18 protein-coding genes and 1 riboswitch are annotated in these 19342 nt (G+C 57.9%); of the genes, 8 read left to right on the plus strand and 10 right to left on the minus strand.

The window, feature by feature from the left end:
* Positions 1 to 12: 12 nt before the first annotated feature.
* Positions 13 to 495: a flavin reductase family protein gene (locus tag HMPREF2854_RS04175; RefSeq protein ID WP_070619314.1), complete on the minus strand. Its 483-nt coding sequence runs from the start codon at positions 493 to 495 to the stop codon at positions 13 to 15.
* Positions 496 to 786: 291 nt separating this feature from the next.
* On the opposite strand from HMPREF2854_RS04175, the gene gdhA reads away from it, so the two are divergent.
* Entirely contained in the window at positions 787 to 2121 is a 1335-nt protein-coding gene (gene gdhA, locus HMPREF2854_RS04180; RefSeq protein WP_070619316.1) for an NADP-specific glutamate dehydrogenase, read from the plus strand.
* Between the two features lie 68 nt (positions 2122 to 2189).
* Complete coding sequence (locus HMPREF2854_RS04185; RefSeq protein WP_070619319.1) at positions 2190 to 2543, plus strand: sterol carrier family protein; 354 nt, start codon at positions 2190 to 2192, stop codon at positions 2541 to 2543.
* A 98-nt stretch (positions 2544 to 2641) separates the two neighbouring features.
* On the opposite strand, the gene HMPREF2854_RS04190 is transcribed toward HMPREF2854_RS04185, so the two are convergent.
* On the minus strand, positions 2642 to 4315 hold the full coding sequence (locus tag HMPREF2854_RS04190) for a phosphoenolpyruvate--protein phosphotransferase (RefSeq protein WP_070619639.1): 1674 nt from the start codon (positions 4313 to 4315) through the stop codon (positions 2642 to 2644).
* Between the two features lie 171 nt (positions 4316 to 4486).
* Between HMPREF2854_RS04190 and HMPREF2854_RS04195 the strand changes: the two genes are divergently transcribed.
* Positions 4487 to 4744: an HPr family phosphocarrier protein gene (locus tag HMPREF2854_RS04195; protein ID WP_070619322.1), complete on the plus strand. Its 258-nt coding sequence runs from the start codon at positions 4487 to 4489 to the stop codon at positions 4742 to 4744.
* A 73-nt stretch (positions 4745 to 4817) separates the two neighbouring features.
* Here HMPREF2854_RS04195 and HMPREF2854_RS04200 read toward each other — a convergent pair whose 3' ends face one another.
* The gene (locus HMPREF2854_RS04200) at positions 4818 to 5081 is read right to left on the minus strand and encodes a DUF4235 domain-containing protein (protein ID WP_034508870.1); all 264 of its coding nucleotides are present in this window, start codon (positions 5079 to 5081) and stop codon (positions 4818 to 4820) included.
* Between the two features lie 131 nt (positions 5082 to 5212).
* Positions 5213 to 5312, plus strand: a riboswitch (TPP riboswitch).
* 60 nt (positions 5313 to 5372) lie between these two features.
* On the opposite strand from HMPREF2854_RS04200, the gene HMPREF2854_RS04205 reads away from it, so the two are divergent.
* From HMPREF2854_RS04205 to HMPREF2854_RS04215, 3 genes are read left to right on the plus strand one after another with little or no spacing between them, the layout of a single operon-like run.
* The gene (locus tag HMPREF2854_RS04205) at positions 5373 to 6434 is read left to right on the plus strand and encodes a thiamine ABC transporter substrate-binding protein (protein ID WP_070619325.1); all 1062 of its coding nucleotides are present in this window, start codon (positions 5373 to 5375) and stop codon (positions 6432 to 6434) included.
* Between the two features lie 19 nt (positions 6435 to 6453).
* Entirely contained in the window at positions 6454 to 8157 is a 1704-nt protein-coding gene (locus HMPREF2854_RS04210) for an ABC transporter permease (RefSeq protein WP_070619328.1), read from the plus strand.
* Positions 8158 to 8169: 12 nt separating this feature from the next.
* On the plus strand, positions 8170 to 9168 hold the full coding sequence (locus tag HMPREF2854_RS04215; RefSeq protein WP_070619330.1) for an ABC transporter ATP-binding protein: 999 nt from the start codon (positions 8170 to 8172) through the stop codon (positions 9166 to 9168).
* Positions 9169 to 9197: 29 nt separating this feature from the next.
* Here the strand turns inward: HMPREF2854_RS04215 and HMPREF2854_RS04220 are convergent, their stop codons facing one another.
* The 4 genes from HMPREF2854_RS04220 to HMPREF2854_RS04235 all read right to left on the minus strand — a co-directional run bounded on the left by HMPREF2854_RS04220 (position 9198) and on the right by HMPREF2854_RS04235 (position 14813).
* The gene (locus tag HMPREF2854_RS04220; protein WP_070619332.1) at positions 9198 to 10514 is read right to left on the minus strand and encodes a DUF4921 family protein; all 1317 of its coding nucleotides are present in this window, start codon (positions 10512 to 10514) and stop codon (positions 9198 to 9200) included.
* Between the two features lie 192 nt (positions 10515 to 10706).
* Positions 10707 to 11114, minus strand: coding sequence for an ACT domain-containing protein (locus tag HMPREF2854_RS04225; RefSeq protein WP_034509081.1), 408 nt, complete (start codon positions 11112 to 11114; stop codon positions 10707 to 10709).
* A gap of 79 nt (positions 11115 to 11193) precedes the next feature.
* Complete coding sequence (locus tag HMPREF2854_RS04230; protein ID WP_070619335.1) at positions 11194 to 13086, minus strand: ABC transporter ATP-binding protein; 1893 nt, start codon at positions 13084 to 13086, stop codon at positions 11194 to 11196.
* Positions 13083 to 14813, minus strand: a complete 1731-nt coding sequence (locus HMPREF2854_RS04235) for an ABC transporter ATP-binding protein (RefSeq protein ID WP_070619338.1) — start codon at positions 14811 to 14813, stop codon at positions 13083 to 13085. Before HMPREF2854_RS04235 ends, HMPREF2854_RS04230 begins: the two co-directional genes overlap by 4 nt.
* Before the next feature lie 86 nt (positions 14814 to 14899).
* On the opposite strand from HMPREF2854_RS04235, the gene HMPREF2854_RS04240 reads away from it, so the two are divergent.
* Positions 14900 to 15517, plus strand: coding sequence for a hypothetical protein (locus HMPREF2854_RS04240; protein ID WP_148130887.1), 618 nt, complete (start codon positions 14900 to 14902; stop codon positions 15515 to 15517).
* A gap of 7 nt (positions 15518 to 15524) precedes the next feature.
* On the opposite strand, the gene HMPREF2854_RS04245 is transcribed toward HMPREF2854_RS04240, so the two are convergent.
* A complete protein-coding gene (locus tag HMPREF2854_RS04245) occupies positions 15525 to 15914 on the minus strand; it encodes an RNA-binding S4 domain-containing protein (protein WP_070619344.1) in 390 nt (129 codons plus the stop codon).
* A 38-nt stretch (positions 15915 to 15952) separates the two neighbouring features.
* Between HMPREF2854_RS04245 and HMPREF2854_RS04250 the strand changes: the two genes are divergently transcribed.
* Entirely contained in the window at positions 15953 to 17527 is a 1575-nt protein-coding gene (locus HMPREF2854_RS04250) for an aspartate-alanine antiporter-like transporter (protein WP_070619349.1), read from the plus strand.
* A gap of 68 nt (positions 17528 to 17595) precedes the next feature.
* Here HMPREF2854_RS04250 and HMPREF2854_RS04255 read toward each other — a convergent pair whose 3' ends face one another.
* On the minus strand, positions 17596 to 18876 hold the full coding sequence (locus HMPREF2854_RS04255; RefSeq protein WP_070619351.1) for a M18 family aminopeptidase: 1281 nt from the start codon (positions 18874 to 18876) through the stop codon (positions 17596 to 17598).
* Between the two features lie 9 nt (positions 18877 to 18885).
* Positions 18886 to 19320: a GNAT family N-acetyltransferase gene (locus HMPREF2854_RS04260; RefSeq protein WP_070619355.1), complete on the minus strand. Its 435-nt coding sequence runs from the start codon at positions 19318 to 19320 to the stop codon at positions 18886 to 18888.
* Positions 19321 to 19342: the final 22 nt, after the last annotated feature.

The raw sequence follows: 19342 nt of genomic DNA on the forward strand, positions 1-19342 counted from the left end.
CCGCAGCTTGGATCAGCGGATCTCTTTGAAGCGTGACTGGTGAAAAACAAGAGGCTTGGCGTGCGGATCGACGTCGAAGTCGGTGACCTCGCCAATCACAATAATGTGGTCGCCGCCGTCGTAGGTGGCCCACGGCGTGGCGGTGAAGTAGGCGTGGGAATCGTTTAGGCGCGGCGCGATACCAGACGTGTTCCAGTCCGCAACAATACCCTGATCCGATCCGCCTGCAAACTGCATGGCGGTGGGTAGCTGGCTTTCGCTAAGCACGTTCACCGTAAACGGCTTGCTACTAAAAACGTGAGCAGCTTTTGATCCACGGCGAATGTTGAACAGTACTAACGTTGGGTCAAGCGACAAAGAGGTAAATGAGCTTACCGTAAGGCCAAGCGGGCGATCTTTGTGTTCGTACGTAACTACGGTGACGCCCGAGGCAAAGGCGGCAAACGCGTCGCGCAACGCCCTGATGTCCACCTTGGTATCGGCACCGTTAGTCATTTCAACCTCCACACTGAGCCTAAGGCATCATGTACGACTTCGCATAGGATCGCGGTCACTTTGAGAAAGTGTAACGAGCCAGGGCATTGCGCCCATACGTGCGAGTCGGATCAGAAAGGGAAGATTTGTGCGCGGAGGTAACGCATACCACTACCGGAAAATGAGAAGAGAAGCATAGAAGTTTCTACGCGAAGGTCTAGATGGTGTTTACTGTTTTATGACTGAGTTTTTCCTATTTGGAGATTTATCCGTGTGTGGCGGAAGACTGCGCAGGTTAAGAGGGAGACAAGAATGAAGAGAATCGAAGAGGTCTACGAGGAAGTCCTAAAGCGAAATCCCGCAGAACCCGAGTTCCACCAGGCAGTACACGAAGTGCTGGAAACCCTCGCCCCCGCTATTAAGAAGCACAGCCGCTACCAGGACTACGCCCTCCTTGAGCGCCTGGTTGAGCCGGAGCGTCAGATTATTTTCCGAGTTCCGTGGATTGATGACGAAGGCAAAGTCCAGGTGAACCGTGGCTACCGCGTTGAGTTCAACTCGGCGCTCGGCCCCTACAAGGGCGGCCTGCGTTTCCACCATTCAGTGAACCGAAATATCATTAAGTTCCTCGGTTTTGAACAGATCTTCAAGAACGCCCTAACCGGTCAGGGAATCGGTGGAGGCAAGGGCGGCTCTGACTTCGACCCGCACGGCAAGTCCGATAATGAGGTCATGCGTTTTTGCCAGTCATTTATGACGGAGCTGTACCGCCATATTGGTGCGCAAACCGACGTGCCGGCCGGTGATATTGGTGTAGGTGCGCGAGAGATCGGTTATCTGTTTGGCCAGTACAAGCGCCTGACTAACCGTTTTGAAGCCGGCGTGCTTACGGGTAAGGCCCTGGGTTGGGGCGGTTCTCTGGTGCGTACGGAAGCAACCGGTTACGGCGCAGTCTTGTTTGCGCAGTCGATGTTGCAAACCAAGGGCGAGGGGCTGGCCGGCCAGCGCGTGGTTGTGTCCGGCTCCGGTAACGTGGCAACCTACGCGGTAGAGAAGGCGGAGCAGCTTGGCGCAATCCCCGTCACCATCTCAGACTCGTCCGGTTGGGTTTACGACTCTGAGGGCATTGATGTAGAGCTGCTGCGTCAGGTGAAGGAAGTTGAGCGTGGCCGCGTGTCCGATTACGCGAGCCGTAAGAAGGGCGCGGAGTTCCATAAGGAAGGCTACGTGTGGGACGTTGCCTGCGACATTGCGCTACCGTGTGCAACCCAGAACGAGTTGAAGGAAGAGGACGCACGCACGCTCCTCAAGAATGGCTGCAAGGTTGTTGCTGAAGGCGCGAACATGCCGTGTACCCCGGAGGCCATTGAGCTGTTCCAGGAGTCGCGCATTCTGTTTGCCCCGGGCAAGGCCGCTAACGCTGGTGGCGTAGCAACTTCGGCCCTCGAAATGCAGCAGAACGCTTCGCGTGCGCAGTGGTCTTTTGACCGAGCAGAGCATGAACTTACGAAGATCATGGAGAAGATCCATGACGACTGCCTTGTAACCGCGGAAGAGTATGGCCAGCCTGGTGACTACGTGCTGGGCGCGAACATTACCGGTTTTGAGCGCGTAGCGGACGCAATGCTTCAGCACGGCGTAATCTAAGTAGCTCAACGGATTCGATAAGCTAAAAAGCGTGGCCTTTTGGCCGCGCTTTTTACTTTGGAGGAAGCATGCGCCAAATAGATGATGCGAAGGGGCTGGAGGCCGTGACGCAGTGGCAGGAGGGCGACGCTGCGCGTCCGGTTGTGGCTCTTGCGGTCCGCTGGAGCCTGGGCAAACTAGAGACGCTACTTCCGGGCCACGCGGTAGAGGTGCGCGTGCCGCCGTTCGGGGCGGTGCAAATCCTGGGAGGAACTACGCACCGGCGAGGAACTCCGCCAGCGGTAGTGGAGATGAATGCCAGCATTTGGCTTGAACTTGTGACTGGAAAAGTGGTGTGGAGCGAGGCCCTCCAAAATGGGGACATCGCGGCTTCGGGACAGCGCGCGGACCTGTCGGCGCATTTCCCACTGATTGGTTTTTAAGGTCACCACCCCGTCCTAGTTCCGCGCACAGGCCAAGGGGGCGCGCATCGTGGGCCGCTCACCTGGTGCGGATACGGCTTTACTACGCGCAAAGCAGGCTAGCCGTTGATTCCTAGCGCCTCGCGCACGCGGTAACGAGCATCGCCCTGATCCCACGCGCCCAGAACCGCCTCGGCGGCTGCTTGGCATTGCTCCATGGTGAACTGCGACAGTTGCGCGCCAACGGCTTGTAATGCTGATGGCGACATTGAAAGCGAAGTGATCCCCATGCCGGTCAGGACAACGGCAAGTAGTGGGTCGGCTGCGGCCTCGCCACAAACACTCACGGGCGTGCCCGTCGTTTTACCTGCTTGTGCAATTTGATTGATGAGGGCAAGAGCGGCCGGTTGCCACGGGTCTGAGTATTCGGCCAGGTCGGGTGAAAGCCTGTCTGCCGCCATCGTGTACTGCGTGAGGTCATTGGTGCCAATGGAGACGAAATCGACTAACTCCATGAACTGCTCCGCCAGGATTGCGGTGGATGGAACTTCCATCATGATGCCGGGAATCATGCCGCGTTCGCGCACCAGGCTGGCAAACCATTTTGCTTCGGGCAGGGTGGACACCATGGGAGCCATAACCCACGTTTTGTCATGCCCGTGACTCTTCGCCGCGGCGGCGATGGCGTCAAGCTGGTGCGGAAGCAGATCCGGGTAGTGTCCGGATGTGCGCAGGCCGCGCACGCCAAGGGCCGGGTTGGCCTCTTCGTGCAAAGTTGCGTAAGGGACGGGTTTGTCCGAGCCGGCGTCAAGCGTGCGGACCACAACCTTGCTGGTTGGGAACGTCCCAAAAGCGGGCTCGTAAACCTCGCGCTGCGCTTCAACGGATGGCTCGGACTGCGAGTCGAGGAAACACAGTTCGGTGCGGAGTAAGCCAATTCCTTCGGCTCCCAAACTGGCGGCCTCCTGAGCGCTCTCCCCGTCGCGCACGTTGGCAAGTAACTCGATGCGCGTGCCGTCCGCAAGACGCCCCGGGCCTTCCCACTGCTCAATTAGTTTGCGTCGCTTCTGGTCTTCCTCCAGCTGCCCCTTGGCTTCCTCGGCCGTCACCCCAACTTGGATGGTGCCAGCCCGGCCGTCTACCAGCACGTATTCGCCTTCGGAAATACTGGAAATGTGTCGGGCTGCAACGATGCAGGGAATCCCTAGTTGGCGGGCGATGATTGACGTGTGCGAGGTGGGGCCGCCCAATTCGGTGACGAGGGCGAGGAACATGTCCGGGTTGAGTCCGGCCGTGTCAGCCGGACTGAGGTCATCGGCAAAGAGGACAACTGGGTGATCCGGCTTGGGAACCCCCGGTTCGGGCCTGCCTTCAAGGTGTGCGATCACACGGTCGCGCACATCGCGCAAATCCGTGGTGCGTTGCGCCATGATGCCGCCCTGGCGTTCGAACAGGGCGACGAACTCTTCGGTTGCTTCCGTTGTGGCTTGAACAGGTGGGATACCGCGGGCAATGCGTTTCTTGATGCCTTTGCGCCAGGCCGGGTCACTGGCCATGGACGCACTTACCTCAAGCAGAGCGCAGGCGTGGCCGGTAGCTTTCGAGGCGCGCGTGCGAAGGTTGGCAACTACCGCATCGGCGGCTTCCTCAAACTGCGCCATTGCCGCCGGACGCTCGTATTCGGGCAGGTCCGGCGCGCTGAGGGCAGGAATACTGGGCCTGCGCGTCCACACCACGGGGGCGTATGCGATGCCGTCTACAACGGGCGTTCCATAAACAATTGATTGTTCCACGAGGATCACCTTTGTTAATTATCCGCAACATTTTAACAATACTCGAGTGAGGCTTATGCGGCGCTGATCGTTCATGTTCGCGCTCATTTGTAAGCAATCGCACTGAGTTGAGTGGGTAGAAAGCGCCGTTTTTATGAGAATGTATAGAAGGCGAGCTCGCGAGGAGGCGAAATGTACACGCAGACAGCACGGGTAGGTTCCGAAGTGGGACTACATGCCCGCCCAGCGGCTCTGATCGCTCGCAAGGCGCAAGAGTTTGAGGCCGCGGTTTTTGTGACCCTCGGTGATGAAACAGTCGAGGCCACATCCGGGCTGATGATCATGACTTTGGGAGCTCAATTCGGTGACGAGGTTGTGATCTCTTCGGAAGATGAAGAGGCCGTGAAGCAAGTCTCGAAGCTTGTTGAGCAGGCGATAACGCCGCTGTAGAACCGGATACCGACAAGTAAAAAGCCCGCAGTTGCGGGCTTTTTTGGTGCCTTGGTAAGGCCAACTTGGGGCTTTAGGAGGCGTCTGGTGCAGCTTCGATGCGCGGGGCAAAGAACTTCTTGGTGCCCTTTAGTGCGTAGCGGCGAGTAACTGTAACGAGCACGCCGGAGATCACGGCAAACGCAATGAGCTCCGCGAACTTAGCCTGGTCTTCATCCTCGCCCTGCGGGGAGGGGTGCCCGGTGACGAGCTTCCAGCCCTGGTCAACTACCTTGTTTGCGATGATGCCCGATAGCGCTAGAGCGCCAGCGGTTGCGAGCTTGTATGGAACGTCCACGGATTGTTACCCCAATCTTGAAAGTTATGGCTTTTGGTATCCATCATGCCTAGTTTTTGCCTGCCTCGCCAGATTTTGAGGGCACCCGGTGAGTCAGAATTAGATTGAATAGGGCCTGCAAGGTAGGCTTTTAGGTGCGACAGGGGAGCGGTGAGCCGCTGAGAGTGCGCGTTGCGCAGACCCTCGAACCTGACGGTTAGTACCGGCGTAGGAAGTCGAGTTCTCTAAACGCACTAAGGGTGCGATTCTCCTGCACGCAACTGAACCGTACATGATTGTGAGGAGAAGTTAATGAGGCGTGTTTGGGCTGGCGTGGCAGTTGCTACGGCATTGGTTTTAGCTGGATGCTCGTCATCCACGGGCGGAACGCCCAAGGAGTCTTCGCCGGCTTCCGATGCTGGCGCAGGTAAGGTCACGGTTGTTTCGTATGACTCGATGGATCTGCCTGAAGAGATGATTGCGAAGTTCAAGGAAGAAACGGGCTACGACCTGGAGGTTTCTCAGGTTGGTTCGGGCGGCGAAATGGTGAACCAGCTGGTTTTGACCAAGGATGAGCCGCTTGGCGACGTCGCATTTGGAGTGGACAACATTTCGGCTTATCGCGCGGTTGCCGAGGGCGTGTTTGCCGATGATGCGGGCGAGGTTCCCGAGTGGGCTGCCAAGCAGCAGATCGAGGGTGCCCCTGGCTTGGTGCCGTTTGATCAGGGCGATGTGTGCGTGAACATTGACCACGCGTGGTTTAAGGAAAAGGGGCTGGAGGAGCCGGCGACTTTTGAGGACCTCGCGGACCCGAAGTACAAGGACATGTTTGTGACGATGAACCCCGCTTCGTCCTCGCCGGGTATGGCATTATTTGTGGCAACGGTTGGCGCTTTTGGTGACGGTTGGAAGGACTACTGGACCAAGTTGCGTGACAACGGTGTGAAGGTAACCAAGGGATGGTCGGACGCCTTTGGCGTTGACTATTCGGCAGGTGAGGGCGCTGGCCCGCGTCCGCTGATGACGTCGTACTCGTCGTCCCCGGCATACACGGCCAATGATGATCTAACCGAGTCCACCACCGGTGCACTGCTTGACACGTGCTTCCACCAGGTGGAGTACATGGGCGTTCTAAGCGGTGCGAAGAACGTTGAGGGGGCGAAGGCATTTATCGATTTCATGCTGCAGGTTCCCCAGCAAGAGGTTGCGTCTGAGTCCAACTACATGCACCCGATCAACCCGGAGGCAAAGGCCCCGGAGGCGCTGGCAAAGTTCGGCAAGATGGCCGATAAGCCGCACCAGGTAGATGCTAAGACGATCGCGGAGAACCAGCAGGAGTGGCTGCGCGAGTGGTCTGACCTGATGGGCCAGTAACCCGGGATTCCGGCTGATCATGGCTGATTTGAGGCGGGCACTCCCAGACCGCGCTCTACCACTGGCACTGACGGTGGTGGCGGTGGGAGTGCCCGTCATCTTTTTAGCTATATTTTTCCTCGCTCCCACGGCAAACCTGGTGGGGCGAGGCTTCTTGGATTCGGCAGGATCGCTGGATCTGAGTGGATTTATACAGGTTTTGGGCAGGCCCCGCACGTGGCGAGTGGTGTGGCAAACCGTGTGGATGGCCGCTGCGGCAACCGTTTTGTCAGTGGCCATCAGCCTGCCTTCCGCGTGGATCCTGTACCGCCGAGTTTTCCCTTTGCGAGGTGCGATTCGCGGGATTGTGGCTGTCCCGTTTGTATTGCCATCAGTGGTTGTGGGCGTGGCGTTTCGCTCGCTGTTTATTGAGTCAGGTCCGCTCGGCTCGTGGGGGTTGGACGGCACCCACACGGCGATCATTATCGGCATGGTGTTTTTTAACTACTCGCTGGCGGTGCGCACAATCGGAAACATGTGGGTGCGTCTAGATCCGAAGATGGAGGAGGCCGCAGCTGCTCTTGGGGCAGGCCCGCTACGAGTGTTCTTCACCGTGACGCTACCTCGGCTTATGCCCGCATTCGCGTCCGCTGCAGCGGTTATCTTCTTGTTTTGTGCAACTTCGTTTGGTCTCGTCCTCATTCTGGGTGGTACGCGAACGCAAACGGTTGAGACGGAGATTTACTTCCTTACCAGCTCGCTGCTCGATTTGCGCTCCGCCTCAGTGCTGTCAATCGTGCAGCTGATCGTGATTGCGCTTGCCCTATGGATGGGGTCGCTTGCGCGCAGCGCTGGAGCAGCTACGCAGAAGATGCGCACGGACCTAGCTCCCCAGCCTCTTAAACGAGCGGATATTCCCGCTCTGGTTGCAACTTTGGTGCCCGTGCTAGTGCTACTGGTAGCTCCTATGGGCATGCTGGTGTGGAGGTCCTTGCATCGCTCGGGCCAGATCACGCTCGCTAACTATCAAGACCTGTTCAATGCGGATGCAACAAAGTTCTTGCAAACCTCGGTGGTTTCTTCCACGGTGCGCTCTGTTGAAATCGCGCTGATCGCCATGGTGACCGCTGTAGTGATTGGCGGCCTGGTAGCGATTGTGATTACCCGCAGGCCAAGAACTCGCGCGGGTAAGGGAGCATTGAAGTTCTTGGACGGCCTGTTCATGCTCCCACTTGGTGTGTCCGCAGTGACCGTCGGATTCGGCTTCTTAATCACATTGAACCGACCGCCGCTGGATCTGCGCGGCTCGTTCTGGCTGATCCCGATGGCGCAGGCAATGGTGGCTATTCCGCTGGTTGTGAGAGTGGTAAGCCCCGTCCTCGCCTCTATCGATCCACGGCAAAAGGAGGTGGCGGGTGTGCTTGGGGCCGGCCCGCTGCGGACCCTGTTCGCAGTTGAGGGACCGTACGCTGTTCGATCACTTTCAATCGCGGCGGCGTTCGCGTTCTCAATGTCGCTGGGCGAGTTTGGTGCCACCAGTTTCTTGGCTCGCCCCGCTAATCCCACGCTTCCAGTGGCTATCTACCGGTTGATCTCACAGCCGGGCGCAACCGAGCAGGGCATGGCGCTCGCGGCCTCGGTTTTGCTGGCTGTGCTAGCCGGGTCGGTAATGGCAATCGTGGAGGCTGCAGCAGACCGCTCGTCTCGAACCGGTACCACTGTGAAGCTTGTAGAAGGCATGTAGGGAAGAGGAACAATGGGTTTAAGCCTGGAAAACATCGACGTGTTCTACGGCAGTGTGCACGCGGTGAAAGACGTGTCTTTGCAGTTAGAGACGGGGCAGATCTTGGCGCTACTGGGCGCTTCCGGATCTGGTAAGTCCTCCCTTTTGCGTGCCATTGCGGGGCTGGAGGCTTCCTCGGGCCAGATAGTGTTTGACGGTGAGGACGTATCGAGGCTACCCGTGCACAGGCGTGGGTTTGGCCTCATGTTCCAAGATGGGCAACTGTTCCCGCATCAGAACGTGGGGCAGAACGTAGCGTTTGGATTGCGCGGCCGCATTCCGCGTGGACAGTGGGAGGGGCGCAGCGAGCAGCTCCTTGAAACGGTTGGTCTGCCGGGTACGGCAAGCCGTCTGGTTACTACGCTCTCTGGTGGTCAACAGCAGCGGGTGGCGTTGGCTCGGGCCTTGGCGCCGCGGCCTCGTTTGCTATTTCTTGATGAGCCCTTATCTGCGTTGGATCGCGCGCTGCGTGAACAGCTTTCGGTGGAGGTCCGCCGCATTGTGAAGGAAACGGGCACCACTGCGGTTTATGTGACGCACGATCAGGATGAGGCGTTCACCGTGGCGGACCAGGTTGCGATCATGGAGGACGGCGTGATTGCTCGCATGGGCACGCCGGCGCAGGTGTGGGCGCAGCCGGGCACAAGGTCGGTGGCTAGCTTCTTGGGTTATAGTCCGATTTTGGGGGCCGAGGAGGTCGCGGCTTTCGGTGTGGACGTGGCTCCCGGCTCGGAGCTTGCGTGCGGCCCGGGGGCGTGGAGCGTGGCTGATACAGCCGGCGAGGGCGCCGCGGTGCAGGTGATGGAAAGCCACGCGGTTCGCGGCGCCAAACAGGTTACTGTACGGCTGGATTCGGGCAAGATCGCCCGGGTTAATCTGCCAATCCACACCCGCGTGAGCGAGCCCAGCATGCGCGTCAAACTAGATGCGGGAAAATGCGCGCAGGTTACCTCAGGCCCAACCCACACCTAGTCGTGCGGGTCTAAGGAGCCGCGACATCGTCACGCGTCTAGTGCGGTGACGTCTACCTTGCACTCGTCACCGATCTTCATAGGCGCGATCTTGCCCGTTTCACGCAGTTCAACCAGTTTGGGCAGCACGCGGTCGCGCACACCCCATGGGTCGATCGTGTTCAGGTAGATTCGCGTGCCGCCCTCAAATCCGGCCAGAGTCGATATGCGCCACTTCAGTAGCAGACGCCAACGCATGGGGGAAGGCACGTCAACGGGGCGGTGGTACCACTCCTCGTTGCAAGGAACTTCGGCTCCGGTGGCGGCGTGCATTGCGTGTACGAGGTCGGAAACGCCGCGCAACTTCTCGGGGCTTGCTTCCCAGGGGTTGTGCGCTTTGCCGAGTGGCCAGATAGCGATGGACGGGTAGCGGTGTCCGATACCGGCGAGGGCGATGGCATGCTCATTTTGAGCCAGCAGCAGGCCGCGCGTGATGGCGGTGTGCAAGATCTTCTTGTAAATGTCGGGGTCGCGGCGGAGCCGGCCGAGCTCAGCTTCGGTTTGCACCGAATGCTCATCGATTGCAACTAACTGTTTGTGCAGGTGGTCGAAGGAGGCTCCCGCGGGCTTGAGCCAGTTCTGGAAGCACGCCACGTATGCCACGTGCTCGTTCAGCTGATAAAGGTCCTCCATCGCCTCGGTAGTTAGCTTCATGTACTGGTAGTGCTCCTCGGGCGTTAACGTGCCCGAAGACGCCAGTTGCGTGTCCATCGTGGCGCCTGGCGTGTAGTGGCGTCTTGCGACGATGAGGTCGTGACCGCCGCTAAAAAACCCGGAAGCTTCGGGTAGCAGTTGCGAATCGTCCAGGCTGGCAACCTCGTCCGCGGTTTTCCCCGATGCCATGAGGCGGGCTTTAACCACTCGCATAACGTGGTCGTAACCCGCGGGGCTGGCCAGGTAGTCTGCCATCCTGCGGTGCTGCGCTTCGGAGGGGAGGTGCCCGTGGTTTAAGTGCCAGTACTTGTATGAAACGATCTCAAACAGGTTGGGAACCCTGCGGAATTCCGCCACGGTTTCACGCAGGTCTTCAGCGCGCAGGTTTTCAAGCTTTTGCCAAGTTCCGTCCTCGTGCTTTACTACGCGAGCCTTTTCAGGAGGGGTTTCAAGGTAGCGGCGCTCGCAAAATGCGCAGTATTCTCCGTGGCGCTCTAAATCTATTGGAGCCTGCGTGGTTGCGGGAACGGTTAGAGGACGATGTCCGCGTCCGGGAACGGTCCACACTTCCGTTCCAGTGAGCATATTGGTTTGTTTAACAGTTCCATCGGCTAGACGCTCGATTGCTTTTACATCAGATTGCTCTTTGGACATACTCCAAGCGTAATGGATTGAGTCCGCCCGGGTGGCTAGAGGGGGCCGATTGGAGAACAAAGCGGCCAGATGAGCGGAAAAAGAATGTGCCCACGCTATGCGCGGGCACCGGAATGAGTCTTGAAAATGTTTTGTGAAGCGCGGTGTTGGACTTGCTACATTGCACGGTCCGTGCCGCTGGAGTTTGTTGGCTTACTGGGGGAGCCAGCCCTTGGCTTGCTCTTTGAGGTCATGGAGAATCTCAAGAGCCTCGTCTGCCTTATCTACTTGAACAAACAGGTGGTCGCGATGGAAACCGGCGAGCGAGTTACAGGTGATTGATCGAGACGCAAGAATCTGCGCGATCGTTGCCGTAATGCCAATGGTTTCCAGCGAGGAAGGCACGTCGAGCGAAATTCGGGTGAAGCGCTTTTCGGTGGGCAGTCCAGCTTCGATTGCACGATCTTCAGAAATGACGATTGTTTGGCCCTCGTATTCGCGTACGGTTGCGAAGGGCTCAACGCCTTCTGGAATCTCATCAAGTGCTACAAAAACGTAGATTCCCTGCGGCTTCAACTCCATGTTCGCAAGGATGTGATCCAAAGATAGTGAACTTGTCATGTAGGCACCGTAACGCAAAATATACGTTCTGTGCGTGTCTGTCTCATGTCTTGATTCTCATTAAGCGCTCGCGCCAGGTTTATTCTTCGAACTGCAACGCGTGCAACTTCGCGTAAGCTCCTTGCGCGGCGAGCAGTTCTTCGTGACTGCCCTGCTCAACCACGTCACCATCTTCAAGAACTAAAATCACGTCCGCCGAGCGGATTGTAGAGAGCCGGTGGGCAATCACAAACGAGGTGCGGCCCTTGCGCAACCGCTCCATCGCCTCTTGAATCACGGCTTCCGTGCGCGTATCAACAGAAGAAGTGGCTTCATCCAAAACGAGGATGTCCGGCCTAGAGATGAAGGCCCGCGCAATGGTTAGCAACTGGCGTTCACCCTGCGAAAGGTTGGAACCCTCAGCCTTCACAACCGTGTCGTATCCTTGCGGCAGGTGGCGAATAAACGAGTGTGCCTGCGCCTTCTTCGCAGCAGCGACTACCTCGTCCGTCGAAACGTCGCGGCTCGCACCGTAAGCGATGTTTTCAGCAATGGTGCCCTCGAATAGCCAAGTGTCTTGTAAAACCATGCCGATTCCCGCGCGCAAATCATCCTTATTGATGTCTGCAATTGAGCGGCCATTAATCGCGATCTTGCCCGAATCAATCTCGTAGAACCGCATCAAGAGGTTCACGAGCGTAGTTTTGCCGGCACCCGTGGGGCCGACGATAGCAACCATGTGGCCAGGCTCCACCGTCAAACTGAGGTCACGAATAACGGGCTTTTCCGGGTCGTAACCAAACCGCACGCGTTCAAAGGTAATCGACGCGTCGCGCAAATCTACCGGGCTTTCCTTCGGTGCATCCTGATCCATTTCCTGCGCGTCGAGGAACTCGAAAATGCGTTCTGCGGAAGCAACCATCGACTGCGCCAGCGTAGCTAGCGAAGCAAGGGCGGAGATCGGATGTCCAATCTGGCGCGAATACTGGATGAACGCCTGCACGCCGCCCAGCGAAATCGCACCGGCTGCTACCTGCAGGCCACCCGCAACCGCAACCAGAATGTAGGAAATGTTGGACGTGAGCATCATGGCTGGGCGCATGAGCGAAGAAATCGACTGCGCTCGCACGGCTGAGTCGTACAGGCTCTCGTTCGCCCTATCGAATTGGCTGAGGAATTCATCGTTCATTGAGAACGCCTGCATGACCTCGTGACCCGTGTAGGCCTCTTCAACAATGCCGCCCAGCTGCCCCGTGGCCTTCCATTGCTGGCGGAAGTAGGGCTGGGCCTTCTTTGCGATCAAACCGGCCGCAACGGTGCCAAGCGGGATCGCAATAATCGCGAGGATTGCCAGGCGCCACGAAATCCAAAACATCATGAACAAAATGCCAATGATGGTCAGAAAGCTTTCAAGCACCTGCTGAATCATTTGCGTTAGAGACTGCGTTACATTGTCCACGTCGTTAGTTACGCGCGACATGAGGTCGCCGCGCCTGTGTGAATCCATGTAGGAAAGCGGGAGCTTATCGATCTTGTCCTGCACCTTCTTGCGCAGAGTGAAGCCCGTGTTCTGCACGATTTTGCGAACAATCATTCCAACGCTGAAGTAGGCCAAAGAAGCCAATGCGTACACCGCGAAAGCAAGCAGGAGAACGCGGGCAAGAGCCTCGAAATCCACGCTCGAACCAGGAGTGAGGTTCATGGATTCCAGCATTTGCGCCAGCTGATTATTGCCCTGCGCGCGCAGCTGGATCACGTATTCGGCCTTCGTCATACCCTCGGGAATGAAGCTAGAGGCCACGCCGTTGAAGATGATGTTTGTGCCATCACCCAGTAGCTTCGGGCCCGCAACCGTGAGGGACACAGCAAGGGCCGTCAATAATACGGTTAGCCAGATGCGCAAATGCTCCGGGCTAAGCTCGCCAAATAAGCGTTTTACAGAACCCCAGAAATCTTTGGTGTCGTTCTTGTAAGCGTCGTTTCGAGAACTCATTTTGCCTCCCCAACCTGCGAGCTTGCGATCTCGCTATAAAGCGGGCAGTCGCGCAGCAATTGCGAGTGCGTGCCAAGACCTTGCGCCTGGCCCTCGCCAAGCACCAAAATCTGGTCCGCATCCACAATCGAGGACGTCTTTTGTGAAACAACGATCACTGCGGCCTCGCCCACATACTCGGACAGGCCATCGCGAAGCCTCTTTTCAGTAGCTGCGTCAAGGGCGGATAGAGAGTCATCAAAAATGTACAGGTCCGCGTCGCGGTAGAGTGCGCGCGCAATCGCGAGCCTCTGCCTCTGGCCGCCCGAGAAGTTCTGGCCGCCCGTGTCTACCTCGGAATCGATTCCCTCATCGAGGGCACAGACGAAGTCGTAAGCCTGCGCTCCCTTAAGCGCCCACTCAACTCGGTCACGGTCAATCAGTTTCTCATCCGAGCTGCCCGAAACCGTCGAGGCGATCGTGCCTGAGAATAGGTACGCCTTTTGCGGCACTAGCGAAATGCGGCGGCGTACCTCGGACAGGCGGTAGTCGCGCACGTCTTCGCCGTTCATTTGAACTTCGCCGCCAACTACGTCAAACAGGCGTGGAATCACGTTCACTAACGAAGATTTACCCGAGGCTGTTGGACCAATCACTCCGGTTACGGACCCGCGCGGGAAGTTCACGGACAGGTTCTTGAGGACGGGAGCCTCGGCTCCCGGGTAGCTGATGGTCACATCGCTTAAACTGAACTCAGCGGGGCACGCCAGAGCCTTGGGATGGCTGGGAACGTGCAAGTTGGACTCGGTTACCAGTACTTCGTTGATGCGCTCAGCGGACACGGAGCCGCGCGGCACCATCACAAAAATGAAGCCGGCCATCATCACCGCCATGAAGATTTGCATCAGGTAGTTGATGAACGCGATCAGCGATCCAACCTCCATGTTGCCCGCCGCAATCAGGTGGCCGCCAAACCATATGACCAGCACCTGCGCGGTCCAAATCACCAGCTGCGTGGCGGGGAACATAAACGCAAATAGAGCGCCAATCTTCATGGCTACCCCGCGCAGTTCAGTATTGACCTGCTCGTACTTGGCGCGCTCAGTTTCTTGCCGCACGAATGCGCGGATCACGCGCATACCTGAAAGCTGCTCGCGAAGCACCGTGTTCATGCGGTCAATGCGCTTTTGCTGCGTCTTAAACAGTGGCACCATCTTCCACATCACCAGGCCGATTACCGCCGCAATCAAGGGCACAACCACCAGTAGCATTTGCGAGACTTGGACGCTTTGGCGCAACGCCATCACAATCGCGCCCACACCCATCAGTGGCGCCATCACGGCCATGGTTAGTGTCATGAACGTAACCATCTGCACCTGCTGCACATCGTTGGTTGTGCGCGTAATCAAAGATGGAGGCCCAAAGTGGGTTAGCTGATCCGTGGAGAACGTTTGCGCATTCACAAACTGCTTCCGCCTCAGCCAGCGTCCCAGCCTCATCGACACAACGGCAGACAAAATGATTGCCAGCGTTGAGCACACGATCTGAACCACAGTGAATGCGATCATCAACCCACCCAGGCGCCAAATCGTTGCCGTATCGCCAACCACGACGCCCTCATTAATGATTCGAGCATTCAAATCAGGTAAAAACAGAGCGGCTACCGTCGCCCCGATCTGCAAAAGAAAGATACCAAGCAGTGTGGGAATGCGGCGGTGTAAAAACTTCCAAGCCAATTTGAAAAGCAAGAAAACTCCCAACAAGCATTGACCCGAATGAGAACCAGCCTTTAAGGCGCGCAAAACAGGTCAGTAGACCATAGTAACTTTAAGACATGAGCCAACTTAAGTCTTTCTCAGACAGTGTGCTAAAAGTCGCGATCCACTACGCATTTGCGCGCACCCACGGCCTCGCTCCGATTAAAACAGACGAGGACTCCGAGGAGCTCGCCGTTATCCTCGCCGGCCTTGGCGTGGCTGATCCGGAGGGCAGAGCCGAGCAAATCCTTGCGCTTGCGGCCGCTTCTAAGCGTCGGGCAGACGAGGGGGAGGGTTCCTCTCTTTCGGCACAAAAGTATGACCAAATTAGGGCCGAGATCCTGCCTGAACTGGGGCTTAAATCCGCGCGCGGAGTGAGGCTCTGGCCACCCACTTACCAAACCATCATGCAGCGTTTTGGCGGAACGTGGGCCGGCGCGATGAAAGCGTGTGGGCTCGCGGCGTCTAGCGACGGGAAAGTTGGGCGAAGGAACGCCCGGTTTAGTGAAGCTGATCGGATTCGCGCCATTCGCGCTTACCTCGCGGAATGCGAGAGGACGCAAACCGGCTCCTCGTACGCCGGATACGCCGAGTGGGCTAAAGAAAATGGGCGCCCATCCGGCTCAAACATTCGCCAGGTCTACGGAACTTGGAACCGGGCGCTAGAGCAGTTGGAGGGCCTCGAAAACGCTTAACGGGGCCTCAAATGCGGCCGGTGTTTGTATCGCGACCACGCAGGCGATCCAGTTCGCGACGCTCGCGCTTAGTGGGCCTGCCTGAACCGCGCTCGCGGCGAGGAAGCGCCATCATCACGTAAGCCTCAGGCCGCGGCTCTGAATGATCCACATATGCCTTCTGAGCAATCGGAGCGCCCACACGCGTACGCAGAATCTGAACTACCTCTAACACGCGATCAAAACCTTGAAAACGATACGTCACCGTATCGCCCACACTCACCTTTTGGGACGGTTTAACGGTAGAACCATTGATCTTCACGTGCCCCGCCTTACACGCGGCGGTAGCTTGAGAACGCGACTTCAACTGCCGCACGCTCCAAAGCCACGTGTCTACTCTGACGGATTCATCACTCACATTCCCATGCTATAGGAGCCGTGGCATAGGCTAAGAGCGTGTTCGAAATACTATCCCAAAGCGCTATCCTCACTTTCTTCCTGGTAGTGGCCCTAGGCGCCGCATTCGGCCAGATCAAGTTTTGGCACCTAAAGTTCGGTGCGGCAGGAGCCATCTTCGTGGGCCTGGCTCTGTCCGCTGCCTACCCTGACCTCGGCCAAAACATGTCTCTACTGCAGTCCATCGGCCTCGCCATGTTTACCTACACGGTAGGTGTGGCCGCTGGCAGCACCTTCATGCAGCAGTTGAAGAGCCAAGCTCCGCTGATCGGCGCGGCCGCCCTCATGACCCTCGCTGCCGGCGTCGTCACCGTTGTGGGAGGCAAACTCCTCCAGATTCCCGCCGAGCTATCCACCGGGCTGTTTACCGGCGCCCTCACCTCCGCGCCGGCCCTCGACTCCGCGCTGCGCGTCACCGGGTCTGCAACTCCGGGTGCCGGCTACGCCGTGGGCTATCCGTTTGGCGTCATCGTTGGCATCATCATCGTCACCATCGTGGTGGAGCGGCCCTGGAAGGGCGAAAAAGATACGCCTTCACTTGCTGGCGCCGGCCTTGTAGCCCGCACCGCGCACGTTCAAAAGACCATCAACCTGCGCCAAATCGAACCGTGGGCATGCCAGGACGTGCGTCTGTCCTACCTTCGCCGCGGCGACAAGACCCGCGTGGTTGTTCCCGGCGAAGAACTCCAGCCGGATGACCTCGTTGTCGTAGTTGGAATTGAAGATCGCGTACACGAAACCATCGATATCCTCGGATACGAATCCAGCGTTCACATTGCAGACGACAGGCGAGCGGTGGACTTCGAAAAGATCCGCGTCTCCAACTCGGACATGACCGGACGAACCATCGCGGAGCTCAACATTCCCGTCAAGTTTGGCGGCATCATTACGCGCGTTACACGCGGCGATCTAGAGCTGCTAGCTAAAGACGAACTGGCGTTACAACCCGGCGACGAAGTTTCGGTTTCCGTCCCGTCTTCGCAGCTGAGCGCGGTGCGTAGTTTCTTTGGCGATTCGGATCGTCGTATCGCCGAGGTGGACGCCCTCACCTTTGGCCTGGGCATGGTGCTCGGTCTGCTTCTTGGCCTTGTGTCTGTTCCCATGCCCGGAGGCGCGATGTTCTCGCTTGGCGCAGCGGCCGGTCCGCTCGTGGTTGGCATGGTGCTTGGTGCGCTTCGCCGCACCGGCAACCTGATCTGGTCCATGCCAGAATCCGTGAACCTCACGGTGCGCCAGCTGGGTCTCCTGTTCTTCCTGGCGGCTCTTGGTCTTGGTGCCGGGCCCGCATTCAAGGAGGTCGTGGTTACCTCGCTCGGTTGGAAGGCTGCGATCCTCGCCACCTCAATCACCTTGATTTCTGCTACCCTGCTTGCCATTGCTGGCCGTCTGCTGAAGCTGTCCGGCCCTCGTACTGCGGGTGGCGTTGCCGGCTTCCTCGGACAGCCCGCGATCATGCAGGCCGCTGCCGCGAAGGTTGCGGACGAGCGCATCGAGTCGGCCTACGCGGCCCTCTTTGCCTCCTCAATCGTGTTTAAGATCCTGCTGGTGCCGGCGATCTACGCGTTCTTGGCGTAACAAAAGCAGCCCTTCGTTTCCTAAGCGGAACCGAAGGGCTGTTGCGTTAGATTACGCGAGACGGGCGCTTATGCGCCCTTCCAGTATTCTTCGAGCACGCGCGACATCGCCAAGTGGTCGCTCACATGGCTCATTTCGCGAGCCGAGTGCATCGACAGCAGGCCAATGCCCACATCGACGGTAGTGATACCCAAACGCGTTGCCGTTAGCGGGCCAATGGTAGAGCCGCACGGCATCGCATTATTGGACACGAACGCCTGCGCGGGCACGCCCGCTGCTTCGCACATGCGCGCCCAAAGCGCGGCACCCACCGCGTCTGAAGCGTAACGCTGATTCGCGTTCAGCTTCAGTAGCGGGCCCTTACCCGGCATCGGATGGTTGTTTGGATCATGGCGTTCCGCGTAGTTCGGGTGCACAAAATGCCCGGCATCAGCAGACACGCACGTGGTGCCCGCGAGCATCTGATGGTAGCCGTCCTCATCCTTGCCCAGGCCAGCCGCGATCCGACGTAGCGTAGATTCAAGGATCGGGCCCGACGCTCCTGACCTGGTGGAAGACCCGATCTCCTCGTGATCAAATGCAGCAAACACCGCAATATCAGCAAAATCGGAAGATTCCATGCGCTCTAATGCGGTGAGGCCGGCGTGTACTGAAGATAGGTTGTCTTGCCGGCCAGCTGCGAAGAACTCCTCGTCCAAACCAAAACGAGCCGGAGCTTGCGCCGTAAATGACACGAGGTCGTGGCCCACAATGTCTCGCTCTGATTCCAGGCCCGCGAGTTGCGCCAAATGTGTAAACAGCGACTTATCGCCCAGTGTCCACACCGGTTGCATGTGCTTTTGCCGGTCCAGCTTGAAACCTGAGTTAATATCGCGATCCAAGTGAATCGCCAGCTGGGGAACGCGTGCAATCGGACCTGTCTTAACCAAATGCTCGTTGCCGTGACGGTCCATAATTCGGCCGGCAAACCCGATCTCGCGGTCCAGCCACGAGTTCAGCAACAGGCCGCCGTACAGCTCGACGTCAATCTGGCCCCAACCGTCGGGTGACTTCGAAGAGCCGGACGGCTTTACCTTCAAACCTGGCGAATCCGTGTGGCAACCAACAATCCGGAAGGCCGGCTGGGTTACCTCCTCGGGAATGAACCATGCCATCACCGCGCCATCGCGCACAAAGAAATGGCCACCAGGCGTGACATCCACCGGGTCGCATTCAAGCATCTGCGAATACCCGTGGGCTTTCAGCCTGGCGGCAATCTCTCGTGCTGTGTGAAAAGAAGAGGGGGAAGCCTCAATGAACTTCCCAAAATCCTCTACCTGATTAACTTCTGCATCACTAAAAATACTCACGTATCCAAACTAGCAGTTATAGCGGTAAACATTGGTCTCGCGCTGCTTAAAACCGGCTCGGCGGTACAGGCGATTCGCTGCCTCGCGGGTGGGGCGTGACGTCAAGTCCACGGTTTTCGCACCAATCTTGTGCGCGTACTCAACCGATGCGTCCACCAGCTGGCGGCCCGCACCCTGACCGCGAGTTTCCTCGGCTACCACAACGTCCTCAACCCAGGCCCGAATACCCGTCGGAATCTCAAACACCACCAGCGTTAGCATGCCCAAAATGTTGTCCGGATCATCATCTGGCGTGTACACAAACAGTGTTGTGGAAGGCTGGTCCAAAAAGCGTGTCACGTCCTCTTCGCTCATTGAAGTAGCGGACGATGAAAGCTGCGGCAGTAGCTTGTTCATGCCGTCAACAACAGCCTTCGATGCCTCATTCACAATCGTGATAGCCATGATGTATCCCCCTTGTGGTTGA

The organism is Actinomyces sp. HMSC075B09, from assembly GCF_001812395.1.
GTDB lineage: Bacteria > Actinomycetota > Actinomycetes > Actinomycetales > Actinomycetaceae > Gleimia > Gleimia europaea.

Coding starts and splice junctions, on each gene's coding strand:
- HMPREF2854_RS04195 (WP_070619322.1), top strand. CDS start 4,487: ATGTACACGCAGACAGCACGGGTAGGTTCCGAAGTGGGACTACATGCC.
- HMPREF2854_RS04185 (WP_070619319.1), top strand. CDS start 2,190: ATGCGCCAAATAGATGATGCGAAGGGGCTGGAGGCCGTGACGCAGTGG.
- HMPREF2854_RS04210 (WP_070619328.1), top strand. CDS start 6,454: ATGGCTGATTTGAGGCGGGCACTCCCAGACCGCGCTCTACCACTGGCA.
- HMPREF2854_RS04215 (WP_070619330.1), top strand. CDS start 8,170: ATGGGTTTAAGCCTGGAAAACATCGACGTGTTCTACGGCAGTGTGCAC.
- HMPREF2854_RS04230 (WP_070619335.1), bottom strand. CDS start 13,086: ATGAGTTCTCGAAACGACGCTTACAAGAACGACACCAAAGATTTCTGG.
- HMPREF2854_RS04260 (WP_070619355.1), bottom strand. CDS start 19,320: ATGGCTATCACGATTGTGAATGAGGCATCGAAGGCTGTTGTTGACGGC.
- gdhA (WP_070619316.1), top strand. CDS start 787: ATGAAGAGAATCGAAGAGGTCTACGAGGAAGTCCTAAAGCGAAATCCC.
- HMPREF2854_RS04175 (WP_070619314.1), bottom strand. CDS start 495: ATGACTAACGGTGCCGATACCAAGGTGGACATCAGGGCGTTGCGCGAC.
- HMPREF2854_RS04240 (WP_148130887.1), top strand. CDS start 14,900: ATGAGCCAACTTAAGTCTTTCTCAGACAGTGTGCTAAAAGTCGCGATC.
- HMPREF2854_RS04220 (WP_070619332.1), bottom strand. CDS start 10,514: ATGTCCAAAGAGCAATCTGATGTAAAAGCAATCGAGCGTCTAGCCGAT.
- HMPREF2854_RS04225 (WP_034509081.1), bottom strand. CDS start 11,114: ATGACAAGTTCACTATCTTTGGATCACATCCTTGCGAACATGGAGTTG.
- HMPREF2854_RS04205 (WP_070619325.1), top strand. CDS start 5,373: ATGAGGCGTGTTTGGGCTGGCGTGGCAGTTGCTACGGCATTGGTTTTA.